The organism is Annamia dubia NIES-4383 (assembly GCF_055394725.1).
Map to the genome: position 1 here is coordinate 2,972,804 of NZ_AP025630.1, position 24,674 is coordinate 2,997,477.

General features: G+C 33.2%; 24 protein-coding genes. 14 read left to right on the forward strand and 10 right to left on the reverse strand.

Annotated features, from left to right (window positions below; translation table 11 throughout):
• Positions 1-44 precede the first annotated feature (44 nt).
• Together Anndu_RS13390 and Anndu_RS13395 are read left to right on the forward strand one after the other, a co-directional pair.
• A complete protein-coding gene (locus Anndu_RS13390; protein ID WP_464101681.1) occupies positions 45-569 on the forward strand; it encodes a hypothetical protein in 525 nt (174 codons plus the stop codon).
• Positions 570-644: 75 nt separating this feature from the next.
• Positions 645-992 (forward strand): hypothetical protein, encoded by a 348-nt coding sequence (locus Anndu_RS13395; RefSeq protein WP_464101682.1) that lies wholly within the window; start codon positions 645-647, stop codon positions 990-992.
• 38 nt (positions 993-1,030) lie between these two features.
• Here the strand turns inward: Anndu_RS13395 and Anndu_RS13400 are convergent, their stop codons facing one another.
• Both Anndu_RS13400 and Anndu_RS13405 read right to left on the reverse strand, forming a co-directional pair.
• Positions 1,031-1,618 carry a DUF3038 domain-containing protein gene (locus tag Anndu_RS13400; RefSeq protein ID WP_464101683.1) on the reverse strand — a complete coding sequence of 196 codons (588 nt, stop codon included), beginning with the start codon at positions 1,616-1,618 and terminating at the stop codon, positions 1,031-1,033.
• A gap of 133 nt (positions 1,619-1,751) precedes the next feature.
• Positions 1,752-2,372 carry a vWA domain-containing protein gene (locus tag Anndu_RS13405; protein ID WP_464101684.1) on the reverse strand — a complete coding sequence of 207 codons (621 nt, stop codon included), beginning with the start codon at positions 2,370-2,372 and terminating at the stop codon, positions 1,752-1,754.
• A 159-nt stretch (positions 2,373-2,531) separates the two neighbouring features.
• On the opposite strand from Anndu_RS13405, the gene psb27 reads away from it, so the two are divergent.
• From psb27 to Anndu_RS13425, 4 genes are all read left to right on the forward strand, one after another.
• Entirely contained in the window at positions 2,532-2,936 is a 405-nt protein-coding gene (psb27, locus tag Anndu_RS13410) for a photosystem II protein Psb27 (RefSeq protein ID WP_464101685.1), read from the forward strand.
• A gap of 125 nt (positions 2,937-3,061) precedes the next feature.
• Complete coding sequence (locus tag Anndu_RS13415; protein WP_464101686.1) at positions 3,062-4,567, forward strand: family 10 glycosylhydrolase; 1,506 nt, start codon at positions 3,062-3,064, stop codon at positions 4,565-4,567.
• A gap of 189 nt (positions 4,568-4,756) precedes the next feature.
• Complete coding sequence (locus Anndu_RS13420) at positions 4,757-6,211, forward strand: SPFH domain-containing protein (RefSeq protein ID WP_464101687.1); 1,455 nt, start codon at positions 4,757-4,759, stop codon at positions 6,209-6,211.
• Between the two features lie 71 nt (positions 6,212-6,282).
• A complete protein-coding gene (locus tag Anndu_RS13425; protein WP_464101688.1) occupies positions 6,283-6,975 on the forward strand; it encodes an NUDIX hydrolase in 693 nt (230 codons plus the stop codon).
• Between the two features lie 181 nt (positions 6,976-7,156).
• Here the strand turns inward: Anndu_RS13425 and Anndu_RS13430 are convergent, their stop codons facing one another.
• The 3 genes from Anndu_RS13430 to rlmB all read right to left on the reverse strand — a co-directional run bounded on the left by Anndu_RS13430 (position 7,157) and on the right by rlmB (position 9,323).
• Positions 7,157-7,756 carry a superoxide dismutase gene (locus tag Anndu_RS13430; protein ID WP_464101689.1) on the reverse strand — a complete coding sequence of 200 codons (600 nt, stop codon included), beginning with the start codon at positions 7,754-7,756 and terminating at the stop codon, positions 7,157-7,159.
• A gap of 141 nt (positions 7,757-7,897) precedes the next feature.
• Positions 7,898-8,191, reverse strand: coding sequence for a DUF1816 domain-containing protein (locus tag Anndu_RS13435; RefSeq protein WP_464101690.1), 294 nt, complete (start codon positions 8,189-8,191; stop codon positions 7,898-7,900).
• Between the two features lie 172 nt (positions 8,192-8,363).
• Positions 8,364-9,323, reverse strand: coding sequence for a 23S rRNA (guanosine(2251)-2'-O)-methyltransferase RlmB (gene rlmB, locus Anndu_RS13440; protein ID WP_464101691.1), 960 nt, complete (start codon positions 9,321-9,323; stop codon positions 8,364-8,366).
• Positions 9,324-9,571: 248 nt separating this feature from the next.
• Between rlmB and Anndu_RS13445 the strand changes: the two genes are divergently transcribed.
• On the forward strand, positions 9,572-10,429 hold the full coding sequence (locus Anndu_RS13445) for a glycosyltransferase family 2 protein (RefSeq protein WP_464101692.1): 858 nt from the start codon (positions 9,572-9,574) through the stop codon (positions 10,427-10,429).
• 139 nt (positions 10,430-10,568) lie between these two features.
• On the opposite strand, the gene frr is transcribed toward Anndu_RS13445, so the two are convergent.
• Positions 10,569-11,090 carry a ribosome recycling factor gene (gene frr / locus Anndu_RS13450; protein ID WP_464104100.1) on the reverse strand — a complete coding sequence of 174 codons (522 nt, stop codon included), beginning with the start codon at positions 11,088-11,090 and terminating at the stop codon, positions 10,569-10,571.
• Positions 11,091-11,113: 23 nt separating this feature from the next.
• Positions 11,114-11,827, reverse strand: coding sequence for a UMP kinase (pyrH, locus tag Anndu_RS13455; protein ID WP_464101693.1), 714 nt, complete (start codon positions 11,825-11,827; stop codon positions 11,114-11,116).
• A gap of 165 nt (positions 11,828-11,992) precedes the next feature.
• Between pyrH and Anndu_RS13460 the strand changes: the two genes are divergently transcribed.
• From Anndu_RS13460 to Anndu_RS13475, 4 genes are all read left to right on the forward strand, one after another.
• Positions 11,993-12,349, forward strand: coding sequence for a hypothetical protein (locus tag Anndu_RS13460; protein ID WP_464101694.1), 357 nt, complete (start codon positions 11,993-11,995; stop codon positions 12,347-12,349).
• A 143-nt stretch (positions 12,350-12,492) separates the two neighbouring features.
• Positions 12,493-15,216 (forward strand): hypothetical protein, encoded by a 2,724-nt coding sequence (locus tag Anndu_RS13465; RefSeq protein WP_464101695.1) that lies wholly within the window; start codon positions 12,493-12,495, stop codon positions 15,214-15,216.
• Positions 15,217-15,258: 42 nt separating this feature from the next.
• Positions 15,259-16,020 carry a hypothetical protein gene (locus Anndu_RS13470; protein ID WP_464101696.1) on the forward strand — a complete coding sequence of 254 codons (762 nt, stop codon included), beginning with the start codon at positions 15,259-15,261 and terminating at the stop codon, positions 16,018-16,020.
• Positions 16,021-16,044: 24 nt separating this feature from the next.
• Positions 16,045-16,764: a hypothetical protein gene (locus tag Anndu_RS13475; RefSeq protein WP_464101697.1), complete on the forward strand. Its 720-nt coding sequence runs from the start codon at positions 16,045-16,047 to the stop codon at positions 16,762-16,764.
• Between the two features lie 53 nt (positions 16,765-16,817).
• Here Anndu_RS13475 and glgB read toward each other — a convergent pair whose 3' ends face one another.
• Entirely contained in the window at positions 16,818-19,133 is a 2,316-nt protein-coding gene (gene glgB, locus Anndu_RS13480) for a 1,4-alpha-glucan branching enzyme (protein WP_464101698.1), read from the reverse strand.
• 133 nt (positions 19,134-19,266) lie between these two features.
• Complete coding sequence (locus tag Anndu_RS13485; protein ID WP_464101699.1) at positions 19,267-19,761, reverse strand: DsrE family protein; 495 nt, start codon at positions 19,759-19,761, stop codon at positions 19,267-19,269.
• A gap of 252 nt (positions 19,762-20,013) precedes the next feature.
• Here Anndu_RS13485 and Anndu_RS13490 point away from each other — a divergent pair, with 252 nt between their 5' ends.
• From Anndu_RS13490 to Anndu_RS13500, 3 genes are all read left to right on the forward strand, one after another.
• Complete coding sequence (locus Anndu_RS13490) at positions 20,014-20,820, forward strand: Rpn family recombination-promoting nuclease/putative transposase (RefSeq protein WP_464101700.1); 807 nt, start codon at positions 20,014-20,016, stop codon at positions 20,818-20,820.
• A gap of 152 nt (positions 20,821-20,972) precedes the next feature.
• Positions 20,973-22,286, forward strand: coding sequence for a 3-isopropylmalate dehydratase large subunit (locus tag Anndu_RS13495; RefSeq protein ID WP_464101701.1), 1,314 nt, complete (start codon positions 20,973-20,975; stop codon positions 22,284-22,286).
• A 225-nt stretch (positions 22,287-22,511) separates the two neighbouring features.
• Positions 22,512-22,961: a hypothetical protein gene (locus Anndu_RS13500; protein ID WP_464101702.1), complete on the forward strand. Its 450-nt coding sequence runs from the start codon at positions 22,512-22,514 to the stop codon at positions 22,959-22,961.
• Between the two features lie 109 nt (positions 22,962-23,070).
• Here the strand turns inward: Anndu_RS13500 and Anndu_RS13505 are convergent, their stop codons facing one another.
• On the reverse strand, positions 23,071-24,297 hold the full coding sequence (locus tag Anndu_RS13505; protein WP_464101703.1) for a response regulator: 1,227 nt from the start codon (positions 24,295-24,297) through the stop codon (positions 23,071-23,073).
• Positions 24,298-24,674 lie beyond the last annotated feature (377 nt).

Below are 24,674 nucleotides of genomic sequence, written 5' to 3' on the forward strand. Positions count from 1 at the left end.
TATAATGCGATTAAAATTGATTATTGACCTGTGAGGAGTCCACGATGCAACTCAAAGCCCAACTTAAATCTTCTTGGTTTCATCTATTATTGGCAACTACTGCGATCGCAGTCAGTTTTAACTATTCAACCAAACCAACCACAGCACAAGCCGCTTATGGCAGTTATATTGGGGTAGGCCCAACTTTTGGCATCACCAATGACAGTCAAAGCGACGGCCAACAAGTAGGAGGAGTGATCTCCCTGCGTTATAAATTTTTAGAAACCCCCGTTTCTTTTCGCACTCAAGCCCTGATCGGTCAAGGCACAGCCATTATTCCCACTATTTCATACGATGTACCCATTAGTTGGACTACGGATCTTTATCTGGGCGCTGGGGTATCTTTTGCCAACGGAGGGCCTTCTCCCACAGGGGATCAGACCGCTTTTGCCTTACAACCCGGCATTGATTACATGATGCCCAATAGTAACTTAGCACTATTTGGTAATGCAGTGGTCGCCTTTGATGCCTACCGCAATGGTGGAGGTACGGCTTTTTCCGTGCAAACAGGCTTAGGTTTAAGATTTTAATGTTATTGGTTATTGGTTATTAGTTATTTGTTATTTGTAAATTATCAACTATCAATTATCAATTATTAAATTAGTATGGATTATAAAACAGCGCGTAAATTTTTAATTTCTCAAGTAGATATTTCAGAAGAAAATAGTAAGACTTTTCTTAATCATTTAAAACAAGGAAAAGCCCCTATACCCGGACAAGTAACCAATATTTTATTAGCCTTAAAAATAGTGTTTGACGGCTTACACGGCACCAGTCATTTAGATCGAGAATTAGTTTATGCCCTACATTTATTATCTTTTGATAGTCGTTTAGCTTTTGAAATAGGAGAGAAAACTAATATTGCTTGGCCACCCTTATTAAAAGAAGATATTAACCGAATTTGTAGGGCTGTGAGAAATATTTTTGCTGGTGTATTAACAATAGATAATTAACAATTAATAATTAATACTTTACAAACGAAAAATGACCTTTAATTATTAGAATAATCAATTAAAGCTAACCATAAACGGCGATGGCCATTTTTATCACTATAAAATAATAAATCTATTAATAATTTAAAAGCTAATTGGGATAATTGACGACTAGAAAGACTCTTTTCTTCATCCATTCTTTGTAAATAAGTATTATTAAAATTATCTAAATAATCCCCTAATAAAGCACTACGGTGAGGCTCTTGATTTTGTTGAGTCATTTGTTCCAATAAAGCCACAGCCCTACGGATTAATTCTTGATAACGATAGGCTAAAGTACAAATAATTAACACTAAAGATCTGGCCTCATCCACATCTAATTTTTTACGTCCGCCCGAACTTTTGCGCAAAGGATTTGATTGACGTAAACGCCATAAACCGATGCGATCAGCGATAAATTTTTCCAAATTTAATTGAGTAGCCACTTGTAACATTTCTTCTGAAGTAATACCCGTTAATGCTTCTAAAGCTAATAAGATTAAATCTAAATGAGCCTTAATATTATCAAGTTGCTCAACATTAGGTGACGCATCAAGGGCAAATACTTCCCATTCAGGAACAGAAGATAATGTTAAACTTGAATACATAATTTTTGTGATTAATTATTGATTGTTTGTTATTCTTTATATGTGATTATTTGATGGTAATTAAAAGTGAATAGTTCCCATTATTACTTATTACTTATTACCGATTACTTATTACTCAACTTGTGGAATAAATCTAATCATTGATCGCATTAAGTAAAATTTCAACTAAAGACATTTCTTCCATATCTTCAATTGTAATAGTATCAACAATATCAAATTTTGCTCCCACCCCTTGAAGTTCATCATCAAGAGCTTTTAAAAATTGAGTAGCAGTCTTATCATTGCCCACTTGGATCAGAGAAATAGCTAACTCCTCATCACGCTCAATTTTATTGGCCGCTTCAATAATAACTCGCATCACCGCTTTGCGATCGTCAGGCTCACCATCAGTAATAACCAAAATAGTTTCACCATTAGACTTAGTTTTACCCTCCCCTTTACGAAGAAAATAATCATCACAAGCATCTTTTAACACCGAAGCTAGATCAGTGCGCCCCATAGGATCATTTTCTAAATAAATTTGAGAAACTTTATTAGAGGTAACATTATCATAACGTCTGAAACGACCAGAAAATAGATAAATGGTAATGCCATCAGGATCAAACTGTTCACATTTTCGAGCTAAAGCTAGAGTTGATTCTTGCGCCGCATCCCAACGGGTTTTCCCACCTGGTTGATCAGCGATCGACATACTACCACTTTTATCAATAATCAGAGTGTAATCACGATCTTGCAAGAGAGTGCCTCCTTCCATAATCTTCAAAACTCCATCAAGAACTATAACTAATATGAGGGTAACGAAAATTTCCCAAAAATGCCAAATTTGAAATTTAATTTAAAATTTGGACATAGTTAATTGAACAATTACTTGTTAGGATTAAATTTATTGCACCAAAGTTGTTTATTGAATTGTATGTCACTTAAAACTTTTTTCTCTCGTTGTTTAGCTTTAGTTTTAGTCGTTATGATCGGCTTAATGGGTTGTTCTGCTACTCCCGGAGGTATTACAGGTAATTATGCTGATGATACCCTTAAAGTTATTGAAACTTTAACTACAGCCATTAATTTACCCTCCGATGCTGAAAATAAAGCAGAAATTTCCGCTTTAGCCCATCAACAGATCAATGACTATGCTTCTCGCTATCGCCGAGACACAAAACGGGCGACTTTACGCTCTTTTACCACCATGCAAACCGCTTTAAATTCCTTGGCCGGATATTATACCGCTTATGGTAGTCGTCCCATTCCTGAAAAGCTAAAAAATCGCTTGAATGATGAATTTAAACAGGTAGAAATTGCCATTAAACGTGGTTTATAAAATTTTACCAGTTATCAGTGACCAATGACCAGTGACCAGTGACCAATGACCAGTGACCAATGACCAATGACCAGTGACCAATAACAAATAAACAATAACTAATAACGAATAACCAATAACGAAATATGAAAGTTAATCCTAATCTTGTCACCAAAAAATTACAAACTTTTTGCCGAAGGGCAATGATCGGTTTTATTTCTTCAACAACTTTTTTCGCTCAAAATGCTTGGTTTAATCCCGCCCAAGCCGCTATTGATAATCGTTATTGTCATTTTAGTCAAGATCTAATCACCCAGAAAAATAATTTACGCAAAAGTTTTTTACAAGGTAATCTCGAAGCACGTCAAGCCTATCAAAATACACTCAATGAACATCGTAATCTTTTACAAACTTGTCGTAATCAAAATTGGTTAAAAAATCAAGCGATCTGGCTTCGTCTTTACCCCTGTGACGTTAAACCCGGAGCTTTAGATGATATTTTTGATCAATTGATTAATAAAGGTTATAACCAAGTATATGTTGAGGTTTTTTACGATAGTCAAGTCCTATTACCCCCCAATGATAATCCCACACCTTGGCGATCTGTGATTGATGATCCTAAAGCTAATAATGTGGATCTACTAGCTCAAGCCATTCAAAAAGGTCGTGAAAGGGGTTTAAAAGTCTATGCTTGGCTATTTACCATGAATTTTGGTTATGCCTATAGTCAAAGAAGGGATCGCCAAGGAGTTTTAGCTATTAACGGCCGAGGGCAAAGTAGTTTATCCTACGTTAGTGATGGTTCTCAAGCCTTTGTAGACCCCTATAATGAAATCGCTAGGGGCGATTATTATGGATTAGTATCTGAAGTGGCTAAACGTCGCCCCGATGGAATTTTATTTGATTATATCCGTTATCCAAGGGGAACAGGCTCAAACTCCGTAGCCAGTGAAGTTGAAGACCTATGGATCTATAGTAATGCTTCTCGGCAAGCCCTCTATCAAAGGGCGCAAAATCGTCAAGGCCGAGCTTTGATCGATCGTTATATTCGCAACGGTTTTATCACCCCCCAAGATATTTTAAGTGTACAGGAAGGTTATCCCAATGAACAAATCCCGATGTGGCAGGGGCGTGTACCTTTAGAATGGGAATATTCGGCCTCCCCTCAACAACTACATCAAAAATTACAATTGGATCTATGGTATCTAACCGTAGCCCATGCCGCCCAAGGTGTGATTGACTTTTTAGCGGTCGCTTCCACCCCCGCCCAACGTCAAGGTATTCAAACAGGAGCAGTCTTCTTCCCAGACGGAAATCAAACGGTCGGCCAACTTGGCTTTGATTCCCGTTTACAACCTTGGGATCGCTTTCCCGTTAATATGGAATATCATCCCATGTCTTACGGTGTTTGTGGCCATTCCGGTTGTATTGTGGAATTAGTCAGACGAGTAGTTAATATGTCTCGAAATGGGGCTAGTATCACTCCGGCCTTAGCTGGTGGGTGGAGTCAATCTGTCAATAATCGTCCTTCTTTAGAAAATCAAATGGACTCAATTCGCCGCACCTTACCTCAAATTAATTCTATCAGTCATTTTGCCTATTCTTGGCAAGAACCAGACTTAGATCGTCAAAGAAGATTTTGTAGTTTATAGTTATTGATTATTTGTGGAAATAATCGAATCATTGCTAATAGGAAAAGTCGGGGATTTAATAGTTGTGCGACTTCTTATTATTAACTAATGGGATCAATAACTTCATTTTTGGTAAAATCTCCACTTTTTTGTTTAAGATATAAATAATCATCAATCACCATTAATTTTAATTAAAATGAGGTTAAATTTATGGAAAGAAAACCTCCCGAAAATACCTATTTACAACAAGTTTTACAGGAACAGGAAGAAGTTAGTAATAAATTACAAAAAAGACGTTCTATCCCCCAAGCATCAGCACCTGCACCGATGGTTTCAAGTAATTTTCAAATGATGGGGGGCGTTTCTAATGATATTATTTCCCCTCCTCCTATTCACATTGGCCGCGCGATCGAATATCGAATAACGGGTTTTTGGTTATGGAAAAGTGTGGTTGTTCCCCCCAATGTTTATGTAATTCATACCCGTAGAGGCCATGAACAACCGATTCATATTGGGATGGGTATTTCTTTCCCTTTTAACCCCCTCACCGATGCTTTTTTAATTATACCTTCTGCTGTTCAAACTATCTTAATTAATGCCAATTGTATCTGTCGTGAACGTCAAGGTATTTTAGTTCAAGCCTATGTACAGTGGATTATTGACGACATTAAAACTGCTTATTGGAAATTGGATTTTAGCGATCCTGAAGACCCGATGGGTATTGTTAATATTCAATTAAGAGAACAGGCGGAAGCGGCCATTAAAGATAAGGTTGCTACCATGTCTATTGATGAGGTTTTAAGTGATAAACAACCGATTATTCAAGAGTTAACTAATCGTTTGCAAAATGTAGCGGAAGGAAGCAAAAATGGTCAACAAAAAATTGAAGGTTTAGGCTTAAAAATTGTCACTGTACAAATAAAAGAAGCGGTAGTTAGTTCGGCACAATTATGGCAAAATTTACAAATTCCTTTTCGGGTTGAAAGGGAAAAATTGGCTCGTTTAGCTGAGTTAAAAAATCAAGAAGAAATTACGAAAAAAGAGTTAGAAAATCGCATTATTCAAGAAAGAGCGGAATTAAATGCCCAAAGTGAAATTGAACTTTTAAAAGCTAATCAAGAACAGAAAAAATATGATCGAGAACATAGCGAAATGTTACGCCGTCATACTTTAGAAGAAGAAGCTACTCGTCAAAAATTAGTAGAAGAAAATGCAACTTTACAGGCTCAAAATGAGGCGAAATTAGAGTTAGTTTTACAGGAATTAGATATAGAAAAAAGAAAGATTACTGCTGAAACAGAAAAACTCAATGAACAGATGTTATTTGATGCAATTCAACGGCAAAAAGTCAAAGAAGAAATAATAGCTAAATTAGACATTGAACAGTTAGAAAATATTGCTAAAATTGAACAAAGACAAAGAGAATTAAATTTAGAACAAAGAAGAAAAGAAATCGAAAATAATATTTCTGAGGTTAATTTACAAGCTCAATTAATTAATCAATTATCAGAAATAGCCAAAAATTTACCCGCCCCTGATGAACAAAAAACAACAATTATTACTAATAATAATCAAGAGGGAAGTTTAAGTAATTTATTAACTTTTATTAGTAGCATTTTAAGTATTATTAAAAATGATAAAAAGTTAGAAGAATCAAATGATTAATTTTAGTTATTTGTCATTAATCACTGAATTAATGATATAATATAAAATCAGTTTTAGATAGTATCTTTATAATGCCTTATACTTATCAATATCCAAAACCTGCTGTTACAGTTGATTGTGTTGTTTTTGGCTTGGATCGCAATCAAATTTTAAAAGTAATGTTAATTAAAAGAAAAATCCCACCATTTCAAAATCAATGGGCTTTACCCGGTGGTTTTGTGCATTTAGATGAGTCTTTAGAAGATGCGGCCTTAAGAGAATTACAAGAAGAAACGGGTATTAAAGAAATATTTTTAGAGCAATTATATACTTTTGGAAATGTCAATCGAGATCCAAGAGAAAGAGTAATTACTGTTGCTTATTATGCTTTAATTAACTTAACTGAACAGAAAATTAAAGCTACCACTGATGCAAAATTAGCTCAATGGTTTTCCCTTAATGATATTCCTAAATTGGCTTTTGATCATGATCAAATTTTAAATGTTGCCTTAAAAAGATTACAAGGAAAATTACGTTATGAGCCGATCGGTTTTGAATTATTACCCAAAAAATTTACCCTTTCTCAGTTACAAAAATTATATGAAAATGTCTTAAGACAAGATTTAGATAAACGTAATTTTCGCCGTAAAATTTTAAAAATGGAACTGTTAATTCCCTTAAAAGAAAAACAAATTGGAGTCGCTCACCGTGCCGCCCAACTTTATCAATTTGATGAAGAAAAATATCAAAAATTAAAACAAAAAGGTTTTAATTTTGAAATTTAATTATTAATTATTATTGATTATTGATTAGCAATTTCTTCCCATTCTAATAATACGGGATAGGGAATATTTAAAGATAAAGTTTACTTGATCGGGAAAACCAACTAATCTTAAATAAACTTAAAATAAAAATTTCCGAAGCTTATAACTTCGGAAATTCTAATAAAAATTAAGCAAAATTAACTTAAGCTTTGGCTAAATTTTCAGCCACAAAATCCCAATTAACTAACTTTCCTAAAAAGTCATTAATATAATCAGGACGGCGGTTTTGATAATCTAAATAATAAGCGTGTTCCCACACATCCATTGTTAATAAAGGAGTTTGACCACTGGTTAAAGGGTTTCCAGCATTTCCAGTTTTAGTAACTTTTAAAGTGCCATTATCTAATACTAACCAGGCCCAACCACTACCAAATTGAGTCGCACCAGCAGTTTTAAAAGCTTCAACAAAGTTCTCAAAACTACCAAAATCAGCATTAATTTTATCAGCTAAAGAGCCGGAGGGAGTACCACCTCCATTAGCTTTAAGACATTGCCAATAAAAACTATGATTCCATGATTGTGCCGCATTATTAAAAATACCAGCTTTCTCAGGATTATTGGCGGTTAATTTCATAACTTCTTCAAGGGATTTACTATCTAAATCAGTCCCTTTTACAAGATTATTAAAGTTATTAACATAAGCCGCATGATGTTTGTCATGATGAAACTCTAAAGTGCTTTTAGAAATACAAGGTTCTAAAGCGGTATAATCATAGGGAAGTTTTGGTAATTCGTAAGCCATTGTGGTTTTCTCTCAAATTTTAATTTTAATCTTTAGCATTGACTTTTTTCAGGTTAACTTAATTAGTTAACTTTTGTCAATCAATCAAGAAGTCAAATAATAAGTAAGAGAATTAAGGTTAAAGCTTTAATAAATAAACTGTTAGATTTCAAAACTGAAATTTTTAATCGAACTCTTTGACTTTTTTTCCCCTAACTCATCAAAAATTGTTAAAGTTTGAGGTTTACAGCGTTTAATCTCAACAAAAATACCTTGAGTCCCTTCATTTTGTAAATCTTCAACATAACCGCTCTGAGCATTTTCGGCTTCAGTTTTAGTTAAAAAAGGCCCAAAATAATAGATACAAGTTGGCTTATCTGTTTTAATTTCAATCCAAAAAGCAAAACCAATAAATTCTAATACTTTGATGAAAATTTCTTTAATAGAGTTAATCATAATTCTTTTTTGAAAACGAAAAAAACTTTTTAAAATTAAATTGTGAAAGAGTGAATTGTTTAATAGTAGTCTAAGCAAAACTCTTGACGAATTAAATCATCTTAAACAACTAAAGACTACTATTTTATTTAGTTATACTTCCCTATTCTAATTTTGGGAAGGTTAAACTATCTTAAGATGTTATGTAATGTTGATTATTTTGGGTTAACCAACGCTGACGGTAGACCTCATACAGGGTGATGGCCGTTGCTACAGAAGCATTTAAACTGGGAGTTTTACCCGTTAAAGGTATTTCTACCAACAGATCGCATTTTTTTTGAGTCAATAGACTCAAGCCTTCACCTTCTGAGCCGATCACTAAACCGATCGCCCCCTGAAAATCAACTTTATGTAAAGCATTGCCCGTATTGGCCGCCGTACCATAGATCCAAAAACCTTCGTCTTTTAAGCGATCTAAAGCTCGATTGAGATTAACTACCCTTGCTACAGGATAATAAGTTAAAGCTCCGGCCGCAACCTTCATCACAGTGGAGTTAATCCCAACCGATCGCCGTTGGGGAATAATTAAGCCATGAGTACCCAAAGCCTCCGCCGTACGAATAATCGCCCCTAAATTATGGGGATCAGTGATCCCATCAGTAATAATAAAGACTGGAGAATTACTTTTTTGTTTAGCCTGAACAATTAGCTCTTCTAAGTCTAAATACTCATAAGGGGAAATTTGGGCGGCTACTCCTTGATGATTACCGCCTTTGGCAATTTTATCAAGTAAACTAACCCCCACTTCGTCCACAACCGTACCATTACTTTTAGCGGTATTAATCAAAGATAAAAAACGGGGATCATAGCGCAGTTGATGGGTGATCCAAATGCGATTTAAGGGGCGATCGCTATTTAAGACAGATAAAACAGGATGTCTTCCGTAAACTAATTCTGATTCTTCTTCTTGTGTTTGATCTTGCCTATTTATCTCCGTTTCATCAATGATTGGTTTAACTTGCGGTTGAATTTTGGGTTTAACTTTGGGTTTAAATTTTGGTTTAAATTCAGATGTAGAGTGCTTATGATCAGAAAAATTAGGTTTAGATTTAAACTGTTTCTTCGGGGCAGGTTTTTTTTTAAAGTCGGCCATTGTATCTATAAATTTAAGGAAATTGAGGGAAGGATCGGGGCAAGAATGTCTAATCCCAAACACATTATAGCACTAGGCGCAATTAATCAGTAATAATTAATCAGGATTTGGCCTGAAGTTTGCTTCGGCAGACTTTATTTAGATAGCCCTTCAGCATTGAGGAGATAAAAAAGCAAAATAGGCTAAAATCATCAAGTAATACTAATTTATTTAATTCATTGTATCTAATTTATAGTCATAAATTTAATGTGATCTATTTACTAATTATTAATTACCATTCAACTAATTTAATTCAAAATTTAATAAGCTCTATAGATAATAATAATTGCTTAAATTATCAAATTATTATTATTAATAATTCTCCCGAGGATCAAAGTATTGAAATTTTACAATCAGATAATGTAATTATCATTAATAATCAACAAAACTTAGGTTTTGGTAAAGCCTGTAATCTAGGCATAAATTTTATTTATCAAAAAAATAAAAATGCTATTATTTGGTTAATTAATCCCGATACTTATTTTCACAATCTTAATTTTAATGATGTTATTAATTTTTTAGCAAAATATTCAGAACTTTCGATCTTAGGTACTATTATTTACACCCAAGAGCAAAAAGTTTGGTTTGGCGGAGGAATTTTTAATCAAAAATTAGGTGATATTATAGAAACTAACTTATTTGAAAAAAATGTTAATCAAGATTATTTAATCTGTGATTGGCTCAGTGGTTGTAGTATGATTATTAACCTTAAAAACTTTGATCTTTGCCCTCAATTTGATTGTAATTATTTTCTTTATTATGAAGATTTTGATTTTTGTCTGAGATATAAACAAAAAGGTCACAAAATTGCGATTACTAATCAATTTAGTTTATTTCATCACCCTTCTTCTATTACTAATCGTAATTTAACTAATAAAATGTTTCATAGTACCTATAGTTATTTATTCACTTTAAAAAGGTATACCAATTTTTATATTTTTATGTTAAAGTTTACTAAATTAGTAATCAATACCTTGCTTTTAATAGTCTTTAAACCTTCTCTTTCCCTTGGGAAAATCAAAGGAATAGTTAAATTTTTTTCTCGCCAAACTTCTATAAATAAATAGGATTTGTAGAAAGAAAAACTTAAAAATAATTTGCTAAAGTCAACTTTAATAGACTTTCACTATTAGCCTTGAAATTAATTTTAAGACTGGATCATTGCTAATCGCAAAAGTCCACTAAAGCGACTAAGAATTAATGACATTAAACTGTAGTAATATCATTCTCTTTTTCTGATAATAAATTATCAATTATTTTCGTATATTGATTAGTTATTTCTTGAATTTTCTTTTGTAAAGAGAGAGATTCATCCTCAGAAATTTTATGAATTTTTTCCTGTGTACGCACGGAATCCACCGCATCCCTACGAATATTTCGTAAAGCTACTCGTCCTTCCTCTGCTAATTTTCCAGCTAATTTGACTAATTCTTTCCGTCTTTCACTGGTTAAAGTGGGAATATTTAAACGAATAATTTCACCGTTATTATTAGGGGTTAAACCTAGATCTGACATGGAAATAGCCCTTTCGATCATACCCATACTCGTGCGATCGAACGGTTGAATCGCAATGGTGCTAGAATCGGGAGTATTGATATTAGCCAAAGCTTTTAAAGGCATTTGCGACCCATAATAATCCACTACAATCCGATCCAAAAGAGCCGGATTTGCTCTCCCTGTGCGGATCGTATTAAAAGACCGTTTTGTCGCCTCCACCGTCTTTTGCATATTGTCTTTTAAATCGTCTAAACTCACAAATTACCTCCTACGGTAGTACCAACAGCTTCCCCTTGACAGGCTTTGACAATATTTCCGCGCACGGATAAGTCAAATACCACAATGGGAATATTATTTTCTTTACAAAGGGCGATCGCCGTGCCATCCATCACCCGTAAATCATCGGTGAGGACTTGATGATAGCTTAATCTATCATAACGATTGGCATTAGGGTTGAGCATTGGATCACTATCATAAACCCCATCAACCTTAGTTGCTTTGAAAATTACCTCAGCATCAATCTCGGCCGCCCGTAAGGCCGCCGTAGTATCAGTGGTAAAAAAGGGATTACCAGATCCTGCCCCAAAAATCACTACCCGCCCCTTTTCCAGATGACGGATCGCTCTACGCCTGATATAAGGCTCGGCCACCTCTTGCATAGCGATGGCACTTTGAACCCTAGTGGGAATATTAATTTGTTCAAGGGCATCTTGTAAAGTCATGGCATTCATCACGGTGGCGATCATCCCGATATAGTCAGCCGTAGCCCGATCCATACCCGCCGAAGCGGCCTTTACTCCCCGGAAAATATTACCGCCACCCACCACGATGACGATCTGAATGCCACTTTTGACAACTTCAGAAATTTCTTGAGCAATATCGGCGACAACTTTGGGATCAATGCCATAGCCTAGATCGCCCATTAAAGCCTCGCCACTTAATTTTAAAAGTACCCTACGGTAAGTCATTATAATATTTGTTAATACAATTATTTGCTTGTTTTAACATAACATTTTTTTGGCCATTGTCTCAATTGTTTGGAACTGTCTCAGAATCCTTTTACTGATTTAGTCTAAACTACAGGGGGTAAGGTAAAATAAAAAAATTAAAATGATCAGGAGTAAGTTAATTTTATGAGTGCCAGTGAAAACTTTAAAGATCAAATCAAACAGGGTAATCTTAAAGAGGCTTTGATTACTGCGATGAGTGAGGCGGTTGACTTAAAAATTACCACTTGGGTAACAAGGGAAGAAGAAAATTTATCATCCCAACCCTCCCAAGGGAATTATATTCGCACAAGGATTAATATTTTAGAGGGTGATATTGACAATGAAATTGGCTCTCAATTTATTAATAAAAAATCCTATCAGCAGTTGCAACAGTTTCATTTGGAACAAGTAAAAGAAGGGCATCAAATCATTCAAACTAACTTGGAAAATATCCATAAAATGTTTACCCTGTTAGCTGATAGTCTGTCTCACCTATCCTGAAAGAATGAAAAATTGCTATCATAGTCAAAATTTTTATTCTATTTGTATTTTTTTATTTTAAAATTAAAGTTAATATCAAATAAAATTTTATAACGATTGACATTAATCGCACTCAATTAATTTTAGGGAGTATAACAAAAATTATGGTGTCCAATAAAGAACAGGAATTTAAAGAAGCCATCAACAGTGGTAAACTCGCAGAAGCATTCTTATTAGCGATGAATAGTGCTGTTGAATTAAAAATTACGACTTGGGTAGAATCTTCTGAAAATAAGTCTCATCAAGAAGAAATAGACACCACTTCATCTCAAGAAAAAGAAACTCCCGGACATAGCCTCAAAAGTCGGGTTAATTTGATTCAAGGGGAAATTGAAAATCAAATTGGGGATCAATTTTTAACTAATTCAGAATTATCAAAAGTTCTACCTTTTCATTTTCATCAAGTATCTTTAAGTAGTCATAATTTTCGCAATAATTTACAAAGTTTACAAAAACTTTTTAGTGTTTTGGCCGTTTTAGATCACCAAGAAAATTCAGAACAATTATTGGCAATTTTGAATTTAGATAATCAAATTTTAACTGAAGATCAATCGGAAATTGCCCTTCCTTCTTTAGAATTAAATCCAGAAAATCATCCGGTTGATGTAATCCCTGTTCCCGTTATTCCTACTCCTTCAGTGGAAACAAAAGTTAGTCAAATTAATGGTGATCAAGAATCTCAATCGGAAAAATTAGATGAATTAAAATTAGAAATTAAGTCGGAAATTAAAGAAGAACTATTAGAAGAAATTAAATTAGAAATTAAAGATTCAGAAATAATGATGGAGGCGCAAGAAGTATTTACTCCTGCTCCTGAAATGCCTGTTTCTGATTTAGAAGAAGAAGATTGGGAAGAATCTAATTTTATTCCATCTGCTTTATCTTTTGAGGAAGAAAAGGTTAGTATTAGTGATGAAATTCGTGAAGAAGATCAAGGTTTTCTTGATATTTTAAGCCTTGATGATTTAGAAAATGCACCTGAAGAAGATTGGGGTGATGTTGATCTTTCCCCTGAAAGTTCTGAATTAGAATTAGATGAGGAAATTGGATTAAGTCAAGAGGAAATTCCCTCGGTTAAATTAGAATCAGATTATGAAATTACTGATCATGAAATTCCGATTATTGAATTAGAAGAAATTGCCGAAGATGAAGACTGGGGTGATATTGATCAATCTCATGAATTTTTGGAATTACAGTTAGAAAATGAGGAAGAAATTGAGTTAGATCAATCTGATTTTCCGGCGGTTAAATTACAATCTGAATCTATAATTGATTCAAATATTGAGTTAGGAAAAACTCGGAAAAATGAAGATTGGGGCGATGTGGATCAGCCTGATAATATTTTAGATTTTGAAGGGGAAGATATAGATAATATTGCTAGTTTGGATTTAGAATTGGGAGAAACTCCTCAGTCAATAGAAGAAAATTGGGAAGAAACTGATCAAGTTTTAGGTTTAGAAACTGATAATATTTTAGATTTTGAAAGTGAAGATATAGATAATATTGCTAGTTTTGATTTAGAATTAGGAGAAAATCCTCAATTAATAGATCAAAATTGGGCAGAAACTGTTAAAGTTTTAGGTTTAGAAACTGATGATAATTTAGATTTTGAAGGTGAAGATATAGATAATATTGATAGTTTAGATTTAGAATCAACAGAAACTCCTCAATTAATAGAGGAAAATTGGGAAGAAACCGATCAAGTTTTAGGTTTAGAAACTGATAGTAATTTTGGGGAAAATTTAGAAGAAAATTTTGATGATTTACCTAGTTTAGATTTTGAATCTGGTCAAAATGATTCAATTTTAGACTTTGAAACTGATAGTAATTTTGGGAAAAATTTAGAAGAAAATTTTGATGATTTACCTAGTTTAGATTTTGAATCTGGTCAAAATGATTCAATTTTAGACTTTGAAACTGATAGTAATTTTGGGGAAAATTTAGAAGAAAATTTTGATGATTTACCTAGCTTAGATTTTGAATCTGGTCAAAATGACTCAATTTTAGACTTTGAAACTGATAGTAATTTTGGGGAAAATTTAGCAGAAAACTTTGATAATTTACCTAGTTTAGATTTTGAATCTGGTCAAAATGACTCAATTTTAGACTTTGAAACTGATAGTAATTTTGGGGAAAATTTAGGAGAAAACTTTGATGATTTACCTAGTTTAGATTTTGAATCTGGTCAAAATGGCTCAATTTTAGACTTTGAAACTGATAGTAATTTCGGGGAAAATTTAGAAGAAAACTTTGATAATTTACCTAGTTTAGATTTTGAATCTAGTCAAAATGATTCAATTTTAGACTTTAAAACTGATAGTAATTTCGGGGAAAATTTAGAAGAAAACTTTGATAATTTACCTAGTTTAGATTTTGAATCTGGGCAACAATCAGGCTTAGAAGAATGGACGTTAGAAGATGAAAATAGAGCTATTCCTAACTTAGATTCACTTAATTTAGATGATAATGAAGATTGGATTGAAGAAGGTGACGAAAATCCGTTTGGTAATATTTTGGGCGATGGAGATGTTACCGAATTAAACTTAAATGATGACGATATTTTTAATAATAATCCTTTCACAGAAAACCCTGAAACAAATGATTTTCAATTAGAAGAATTAGAAAATTTAGAGTTAGGAGATCAAGAAAATTTTGAAGAAAATTTAAGCAAAAATGAAGAAGAATCTCTTTTTGATGATATAATAACATCTTCTGAAGAAGCACCTGCTAATTTATCTCAAGAAAATTCACCTTTACTTGATGATGAATTATTCCAAAGTTTAGCAGTAATAAAACCCCGTAAAACTACTTCTAAAAAATCTAACTAAAAATAACTAATTATTAATAAAATAGATGGAGAATTATGATCAATGAATAAAAAACCAACACAAATTCAGGAAAAAAAATCTTTAGAAACAAGGTTAAATTTTTTTATTCAATCATTAGGAGAATTATTCATTGAGATGACTGCTTTAGAAGTCAATACAATGTTAGTAGAAGAAATAACTGGAGATAAATTTATTCCTTGGGAAATTTATCGAGATTTGTTTCCGATTAGCCAAGAATATTTACAAAAACAACCGATTTCACCTAAATTATATCACCGTTATATAGATTTAAGAAAACAATTAGAATTACAATATTTATTATTATTAACTAATCCTAAATCAGAAATTTATGATCAACAAAATACGATTGATGGGGTTTATAATAACTCGATTTTAACCGATCAAAATTTAGAAATTGATCTTAATAATACCTATTTGCCAAACCCAATTAATTCTAAAAGTAATCGAGAAATGAATAAGGTACAAAAATTATTAAATTGTGGTGCTTTTTTAAGAAGTTTAAGAAAAATTGGTGAATTAAAATCGGCCTTAGATAGTCGCAATCGTCTTTTATTAACTCAAGAAACAAGTAATAATTCATTTGATTTTTGTAATAATACCATTTATGCTCAAACTATTTTACAATTAGATGGAGATGTGATTAATCGTTTTAATCAAGAAATTTTAGCCCATCCTCAACAAAATTTATTAATTAAATTACATCAAGAAAGTGTTAATTCTGGTCAAAAACAATGGCAAGATTTATTGAATTTTATGATTGAAATTATCAAAAAAATTAAATAATTAAATCACATAAATTAATAACTAATGATTAAAAATAAAACCATTTTTTTAGATTCTTGTTTACAAATAGTTGAAGAAAAAATTAATCCTCAAACTTCAATTATTCAAGGAATTACTTTTCATCTTGATCAAAAAAATTTAATCAAAATTCTCAATGCTAAAGATCAAGATTTATCTTTAAAAATTTCTGAAAATCTTTTAAATAGAATTAGATATTATTGTTTAATCGATCAATATCAATCCTATAATTTACAATCTAATCTTAATTTTATTACCTATTTTGAGCAAATTAATCATCATAAACCCATCTTAAAAACTTCTATTGGTTTAGAGGGCAATATTACTAATCAAATTTGCGATCGTTGTTTAGAAAATAGTGATTTAATTTTGTCATTAATTACCGCCCATTCTTGGTTAATTGAAGAAATTTTACAGGAAATAAAATTCCAATTTAAACCAATAAAAATTAAAAAAATAATTCAAAAAATAGCATGGATCATAGCATTTGTAATGATTGTGATCAGTATAATTTTTAACCTCCAACATTTTCAAAATAATATCTTATTATGGATCGCCCCGATCATGGTTTTTTTTCTATTACAATGGGCTATTCAAAAATTATTATGGTTAAATTTAGGAATAATTCGCCGTTGGCTGTTAAAACAGATGTTTTATGGTTGGTTTTCCCATCAACAAAAACAACAAAATCAAACTTTAAATATTTTAAATGATTTAGGTTTATAATCAAAAACCCCTACGGATAGGTAGGGGTAATTAATCTTAGAAAATTTGATAATTTATTCTTCTTCCTGTTGATTTGTTTTCGGTTTTTGTAAAATTTTGGCCGTTTTTTGACGATCTAATTTTAACATTAAAACCCCTAAAGGAGGTAAACATAAATCTAATGAATTGGGGTAGTTATGAAACCACCATTCATCGGTCATTTTACCCCCTAAATTACCCATATTACTACCGCCATATTTACGCGCATCACTATTGAATATTTCTTGATAGAAACCTTCTTCGGGAACGCCTATGCGATAATGACTATGGGGTTGGGGAGTGAAATTACAAACCACAATAATAAATTCATTAGGATCCTTAGCTCTACGAATAAATGAAACCACACTATGACGATTATCTGAACAGTCTATCCACTGGAAACCTTCCTCTTGAAAATCTCTTTCATATAAAGCAGATTCTTGTTTATAAAGAGTATTTAATTCACAGAAAAATAGCTTTAATTTTTGATGGGGTTCATATTGTAATAAATTCCATTCTAAATCAGCCCACACATTCCACTCACTCCACTGGGCAAACTCCATACTCATAAACATGGTTTTCTTACCCGGATGCGCGAACATATAAGTAAATAAACTGCGCACATTAGCGAATTTTTGCCATTCATCTCCGGGCATTTTGCCGATCATATTACTCTTACCATGGACGATCTCATCATGGGAAAGAGCTAACATATAGTTTTCACTGTGGTGATACCACATACTAAAGGTGATATTATTTTGATGGAATTGGCGAAACCATGGATCCATACTAAAATAATCCAGTATATCGTGCATCCAGCCCATATTCCATTTTAAATTAAAGCCTAAACCCCCAACGTAGGTAGGCCATGATACCATCGGCCAAGCGGTTGACTCCTCCGCAATGGATAGGCTTCCGGGGAAATATTGGAATAATAAATTATTAGTTTGACGTAGGAAGTTGGCGGCTTCAATGTTTTCCGTACCGCCGTAGTCATTGGGCAACCATTCCCCATCCTTACGCGCATAGTTGAGATATAACATTGATGCCACTGCATCAACCCTGATCCCGTCAATATGGTATTTATCCGCCCAAAATAACACATTGGCGGTTAAAAAGTTGCGTACTTCATTACGGTTATAGTTAAATACTAATGTCCCCCATTCCTTATGTTCACCTTTACGGGGATCGGCGTGTTCATAAAGGTGTGTACCGTCAAAGAAGGCTAAACCGTGACCATCTTTAGGGAAATGCCCCGGCACCCAGTCAACGATCACCCCGATATTATTTTCATGACATTTATCTACAAAATACATGAAGTCTTCAGGTGTGCCAAAACGGGAAGTAGGCGCATAATAGCCTGTTACTTGATAACCCCATGATCCGTCAAAAGGATGTTCAGCGATCGGTAATAATTCGATATGGGTGTAACCTAATTCTTTAACGTAGGGGATCAGTTTATCGGCTAATTCATAATAACTTAAAAAACGGGCTGAGGGATTAAGTTCAGAAACGGCGACTGCTTCACCCTCTCCCCTTAAAAGGGCGGGTTTTTCTTCTGAACTAGCGTGTAACCATGAGCCAATATGGACTTCATAGACGGAAATAGGTACACTCAAGGGATCTTGGTTACGGCGTTTTTCGATCCAGTCTTGATCTTTCCATTGATATTTGTCTAAGTTAGCCACGATCGAAGCGGTTTTTGGCCTAACTTCTTGATAAAAACCGTAAGGATCAGACTTTTCATAAATATGCCCTTCATAGTTTTTCACTTCATATTTATAGGCTGTACCCTCCCCAAGTTCAGGAATAAACAGTTCCCAGATCCCGCCGTGACGTTTGCGCATCTGATGATCTCGGCCATCCCAGTGGTTAAAATCACCTAAAACTGAGACGTTACGGGCATTAGGGGCCCAAATGGCAAAATAAACACCTTTAACGCCATTAACTTCCATTAAATGAGCGCCTAACTTCTCATAAATACGGTGGTGGTTGCCTTCCCCAAATAAATGAATATCTAAGTCGGTTAACTTGGGCGATCGAAAGGCATAAGGATCATAAATAACTTTTTCGTGATCTCCCTCTTTCACTTTTAACTGATAATTAGCTAATTTGGGAGTTTCGATAATACATTCAAAGAAATTAGGATGATGATAGGATGTCATCGGATATTCTTTGCGTTGATCTGGACAAACAACGGAAGCGGCCTGGGCTTTAGGCAGATAGGCACGAACTACCCAGCCTTTACTATTGTCTTGTAAATCAAGGAGATGAGAACCTAAAATTTCAAAGGGATCATGATGAAGATTATTAACAATCTGATTAACTTGATCGGCGGAGAGTTTAGTCATTAACTTATAATTCTCTTAAAAAATAGCATTTTTGATTATATTCCTTAACTTTAAACTAAAAAGTTATTATTTTGTCATTTGTCATTGTCTGATTTGTGATTGATCATTGGTTATTGATCACTGATCACAGAAATTACCAACTCATAACTCGAACATCATCAGCAAATAATAAAGGTTGAGTAACTTGAGGAGAGCCAATTATTACTCCTTCCATTAATTCATCTTCTCCTATTCCTGCTAATTTTAAACAACTTGGACAAGCAATTACTGTACCACCTTGTGCTATAAATTCCTGTAACATTTCTTGTAAACTTTTGTCTGTTATTCCATTAATATGTTGAGGAATATTATTGGTTGCAATGCGAACTCCATTAATATTAAGAAAAATGGTCGCTTTATGTCCATTTTGTAAAACACTTTGTGCAAAACTGATCGCCATTCCAGCCCTATGAATATCATCGCTAGTTAAATTCACAAATAAACTAACATTCCCATTTGTGATCATGGTGTTATGATCTTCTTGAGAAATTATTTGCCCATTGACATTACTAGGCATAGCAACAGTGAGAGAAACTCCTACCATAGAAGAAAGAAGAATAGAGGAGAGATAATTCAGTAGTTTTGGCATGATTTTTCCTTGAATTTGATTATTGTTCAACTTATGTTTTAAGATTAATCTATAAGGTTAACCATAATTATTAATTTGTCAATCTAAAGTTATCAATTAACTACATTTTCTGATTAAATTATACCGAAAATTAACTAAGAAAAATATTAACTATAGAAGTGCTAAATAGGATGTAACAGATCAATCTTTATGATAAAATTAATTGTAATATTATATCATAAAAAAAGATTATTGATTATTGATTATTGTGTTATGTTTGATAATATTTGTAAATATCTGGCACAATCTTTCCCTGAAGATATATCAACTTGGTTAATTGGTTATCCCGTAAAATTCACCGAATTAAAACCCACTGAATTATCTTTAGAGCCGATTAGGGCAGATTCCTTAATTTTACAACAAAATGACGAATTTATTTTACATAGTGAATTTCAAACTAATCCCGATGATGAAATTCCTTTTCGGATGTTAGACTATCGAGTGAGGTGCTATCGTAAATATCCTAACAAAGAAATGCGTCAAATTGTAGTTTATTTACGCAAAACTAATTCAGAATTAGTCTATCAAAATTCATTTAATCTTCCTAAAACTAACCATAAATTTGAGGTAATTCGGTTATGGGAACAACCTACCGAAATGTTTTTAGAAAATCTGGGTTTATTACCCTTTGCCGTATTAAGCAAAACAGAAAAAATAGAAACAACTTTAACTAAAGTTGGGGAAATAATTGATAAAATAGAAGATAGAAGACTTCAGAGTAATCTGTCAGCTTCTACTGCTATTTTAGCAGGTTTAGTCTTAACTCAAAATTTTATTAATAATATTTTAAGGAGTGATATTATGCGCGAGTCTGTAGTGTATCAATCAATTTTCCATGAAGGAGAATTAAAGGGTGAATTACGAGGTGAATTAAGAGGTGAGAAACACAAAGCTCGACAAATTGCTCTTAGTTTATTACAAGAAAATTTTACTGTTCAAAAAATAGCTCAAATTACTAATTTAACAGTGTCAGAAGTTGAAGATTTAAAAACAATCTTTGATTCACAAAATAATAATTAATCTTGTAGGGTGGGCAATTTTATTTAAGAAGAAATAACTTTAATTAAAATTATGATTAATTGCCCACCTTCTTTCTATTGTCTAAAATTTTCATTGGCAATATACTATTAATCAAATTACTAATTATTTAGGAGCAAAATTAAATTATGGGAATGACCTTAACTGAAAAAATTATCGCCCGTGCCGCCAACCGTGATAAGGTAACTCCGGGGGAAAATGTATGGGTTAATGTGGATGTACTAATGACCCATGATGTCTGTGGGCCAGGCACGATCGGCGTATTTCAGAAAGAATTTGGCAAAAATGCTAAGGTTTGGGATCAAGAAAAAATTGTGATTATCCCCGATCATTATATCTTTACCAATGATGAAAGAGCTAACCGTAATGTTGATATTTTAAGGGATTTCGCCCAAGAGCAACAATTAAAATATTTTTATGATATTACCGATCGCTCTAATTTTAAAGTTAATCCTGATTATAAAGGGGTTTGTCACGTTGCACTGGCACAGGAAGGCCACACTCGCCCAGGGGAAGTTTTATTTGGTACAGACTCCCACACCTGTAACGCAGGGGCATTTGGGCAGTTTGCCACAGGGATCGGTAATACGGACGCAGGGTTTATCATGGGTACAGGTAAACTATTAATTAAAGTTCCGGCTACCATGCGATTTATTTTAAATGGAAAAATGCCTGATTATTTACTCGCAAAAGATTTAATTTTACAGATAATTGGCGATATATCCGTATCAGGTGCAACCTATAGAACAATGGAATTTGCCGGAGAAACTGTTGAAAATATGACGATGGAAGAAAGAATGACCCTCTGTAATATGGTAATTGAAGCAGGGGGTAAAAACGGCGTAATTGCACCGGATCAGACCACCTATGACTATTTGAAAGGGAAAACAGATAAACCTTTTGTGAGTTTTTATAGTGATGAAGACGCTAATTTTTACAGTACCCATGTGTATAATGTAGAGGAATTAGAGCCAGTTGTCGCCCAACCCCATTCACCGGATAACAGAGCCTTAGCCAAAGATTGTCGTGATGTCAAAATTAATCGAGTTTATATCGGCTCATGTACCGGAGGTAAAACGACTGATTTTGTTAATGCGGCGCAACTATTACAGGGTAAAAAAGTTAAAGTTCCCACTTATATTGTACCTGCAACCCAAAAAGTTTATGAGGATTTATATAGTATTAAACATAATGGACAGACCTTAGCGGAGATATTCATAGACTCAGGCTGTTATGAGCCGGCCGCACCTTCGTGTGCCGCCTGTTTAGGAGGCCCTAAAGACACCTTTGGGCGCATGAATGAGCCGGAGATCTGTGTTTCCACCACTAACCGTAATTTTCCGGGGCGTATGGGTAATAAAGAGGCAGGAATTTATTTAGCTTCCCCTTATACGGCGGCCGCCAGTGCTTTAACAGGTTATGTTACCGATCCTCGTGAGTTTATGTAGGGTTTAATTTTAGGGTGTGTTATTCCGTTGGATTATTTTGTAATGAAATTTAACGGATATAATACACTCTAAAAAATAGATTTGTTATATTAAATGCCATCATCAGTTAAAACACAAAAGTAATTCTGTTAAAGTGGTTTAAATGCTCAACAAATTATACCATTAGGGGAACTTGCGATCGCTATGAGCGTCATAAGGTAACAAGAGAAAGGAGAATTTAATCAGATGAAAAAAATAACTTTACTATTATTATCTATTGCCTTAATCAGTGGTTTAATAATAGGATTATCCAGTAAAAATCAAGCTCAAATTAATACTCAAATACCGATAAAACAAGAGCTAAAAAATCAATGGAGATTAATGAATGAAGGGGAAAAAAATCAAGAAATCCGATCATTAATTGATCATAAAATGGGTATAGCGGCCTTAAATCAATTGGCTTTAGAAGGTTTTATTAGTTATGATTGTGAAAAAATTTTTTATATTAATGAGCCTTACGGCGGTTTTCAAACATTACTAAGAATTAAATGTAATACTCCTACAGGGGCATCTTCCGCTATTTCATTTAATGAAGTTAGAGTGATCTTTAATCGTTTTGAAGGTAATATTGAAAACTTTGAAATTCAAAGAATAGGAGAGGAAGTAGATCAATCAACTTTTAATTTACCTAATTAAAATTACGCTCAATAACATTAGGGGAAAATATTAGATAAAAACTATAATTGCATTATTTTTTACTTTATTTAAAGTACATATTTTAATTAAAATGCCCGACTTTTAAAACCTAAAAAGCTAGGTTGATTTCTTCTGTTTTATTCGTCATTGGATTAACAATTATTTTATTTTTTACTACACTTAAATACTTATCTAGTATCGCTAAAGTTTTATCTTGATCGGGGGGTTTTCCCAAAAAATCGGAAGCCCCTACTAACTTGGCTCGATTACGATCAATCAAGGTATCCCGACTGCTCAAAATAATAATAGGAGTTTTCTCAAAAATAGTAGTTTTTCTTAAAAATTTACACACACTGTAGCCGTTAGCGGTGGGCATAATTAAATCTAAAAAAATTAAATCTGGTTTTCTTTCGATTAATTGACCAAATCCTCTCATTGGCTCTTGAATACATAATAATTCATAGCCATTTGGCTCTATAATATTTCTTAAAACTTCAAAAATCAGAGGGCTATCATCAACACAGGCAATTAAACCTTTAGAAACTGGGGCTTTAATTATTGGCTCTTGGCTGATAGTTTCTATTTGCGTTTTTAATTTGACTTCAATTTGCTTTTTGTGTTCAAATGGGAGGGGTAGATCACAAATAACTTTAAATTGAATTAAACGCTTTTTGACTAAAGGGATTAACTGACAAGTAATTTGATGCACAGATTGATTCATTCCCAAGGCTAGATCCCATAAAGTTAACTGCCCTTTCAAATATTTTCCCATGCCAAAGATCGTTTTTGGATCCAGAGGTTTAATTAAAATTGGTGCTAAAATGGGACTTAATTTGCTCAAACCAGCAGTACACCATTCACGGTGCATTTTGGCGGTTTTAATCAAAGTTGGTTCAACTTCCAAGTAAGATAAAGATAAACTTAAAGAAAGTTCCGTTTCACTAGAAGATTCACTTTGCCAATGAAATTGCCATTGATTTCCACAGGCAATATTAAAAAAAACTTCTTTAGCGATGGCTCGGATCACCGTTTTCGCCTCATTAACCTGTAAAGTTTTATCCCTGACTCCTTGATGTAATAATTCATATTCCCAAAGTAAATTATTTTCGATTTTACTAAAATCTGGTTGCCATTTAGGGCAAAATTGTCTAATATTCCTTTTCCATCTTCTCACAGGATGAAACCCGTCCGTTGCAAAAAGTAAACGACCAGATAAAAGATGAAGTTTGCCCTCCCCATTGGCATTGGTTAGGATTAATTCCCCTGTACTTCTTTTTTTGCAAAGATCATCTAATTGATGAGCAAGTTCCAATAGTTTTGAGTTTGCTCCAGTCATAATCAATAATAACGTTATGGGTTTTAAAATAGATTATTTTTCTTAATTATAGCCTAATGTTCCTTTGATTAAGAATAAATTTTAACCAGAATCATTTTTGTTACTCAATTCTCCCTCAAAATGGCTATTATGTCTATATATTTCCTCTCAAAGTCGGTCTATCGGGAAAATAATTGATTTAAAATATTTTGCCCTTATTTTAATTTTTCTAGGACTCAATAAAGTTCATTGTCTTGGTTTTCGTAAAATTATCAAAATCTACTAAATAATAAATCAAAAAATTGTTGTTTGATCGTGAAAAAAATCTAGTTGATTAAATAGATTAAAGATAAATAAAGTAGTAAGAATTGAATAGATTAATTAATTTGATCACAAAT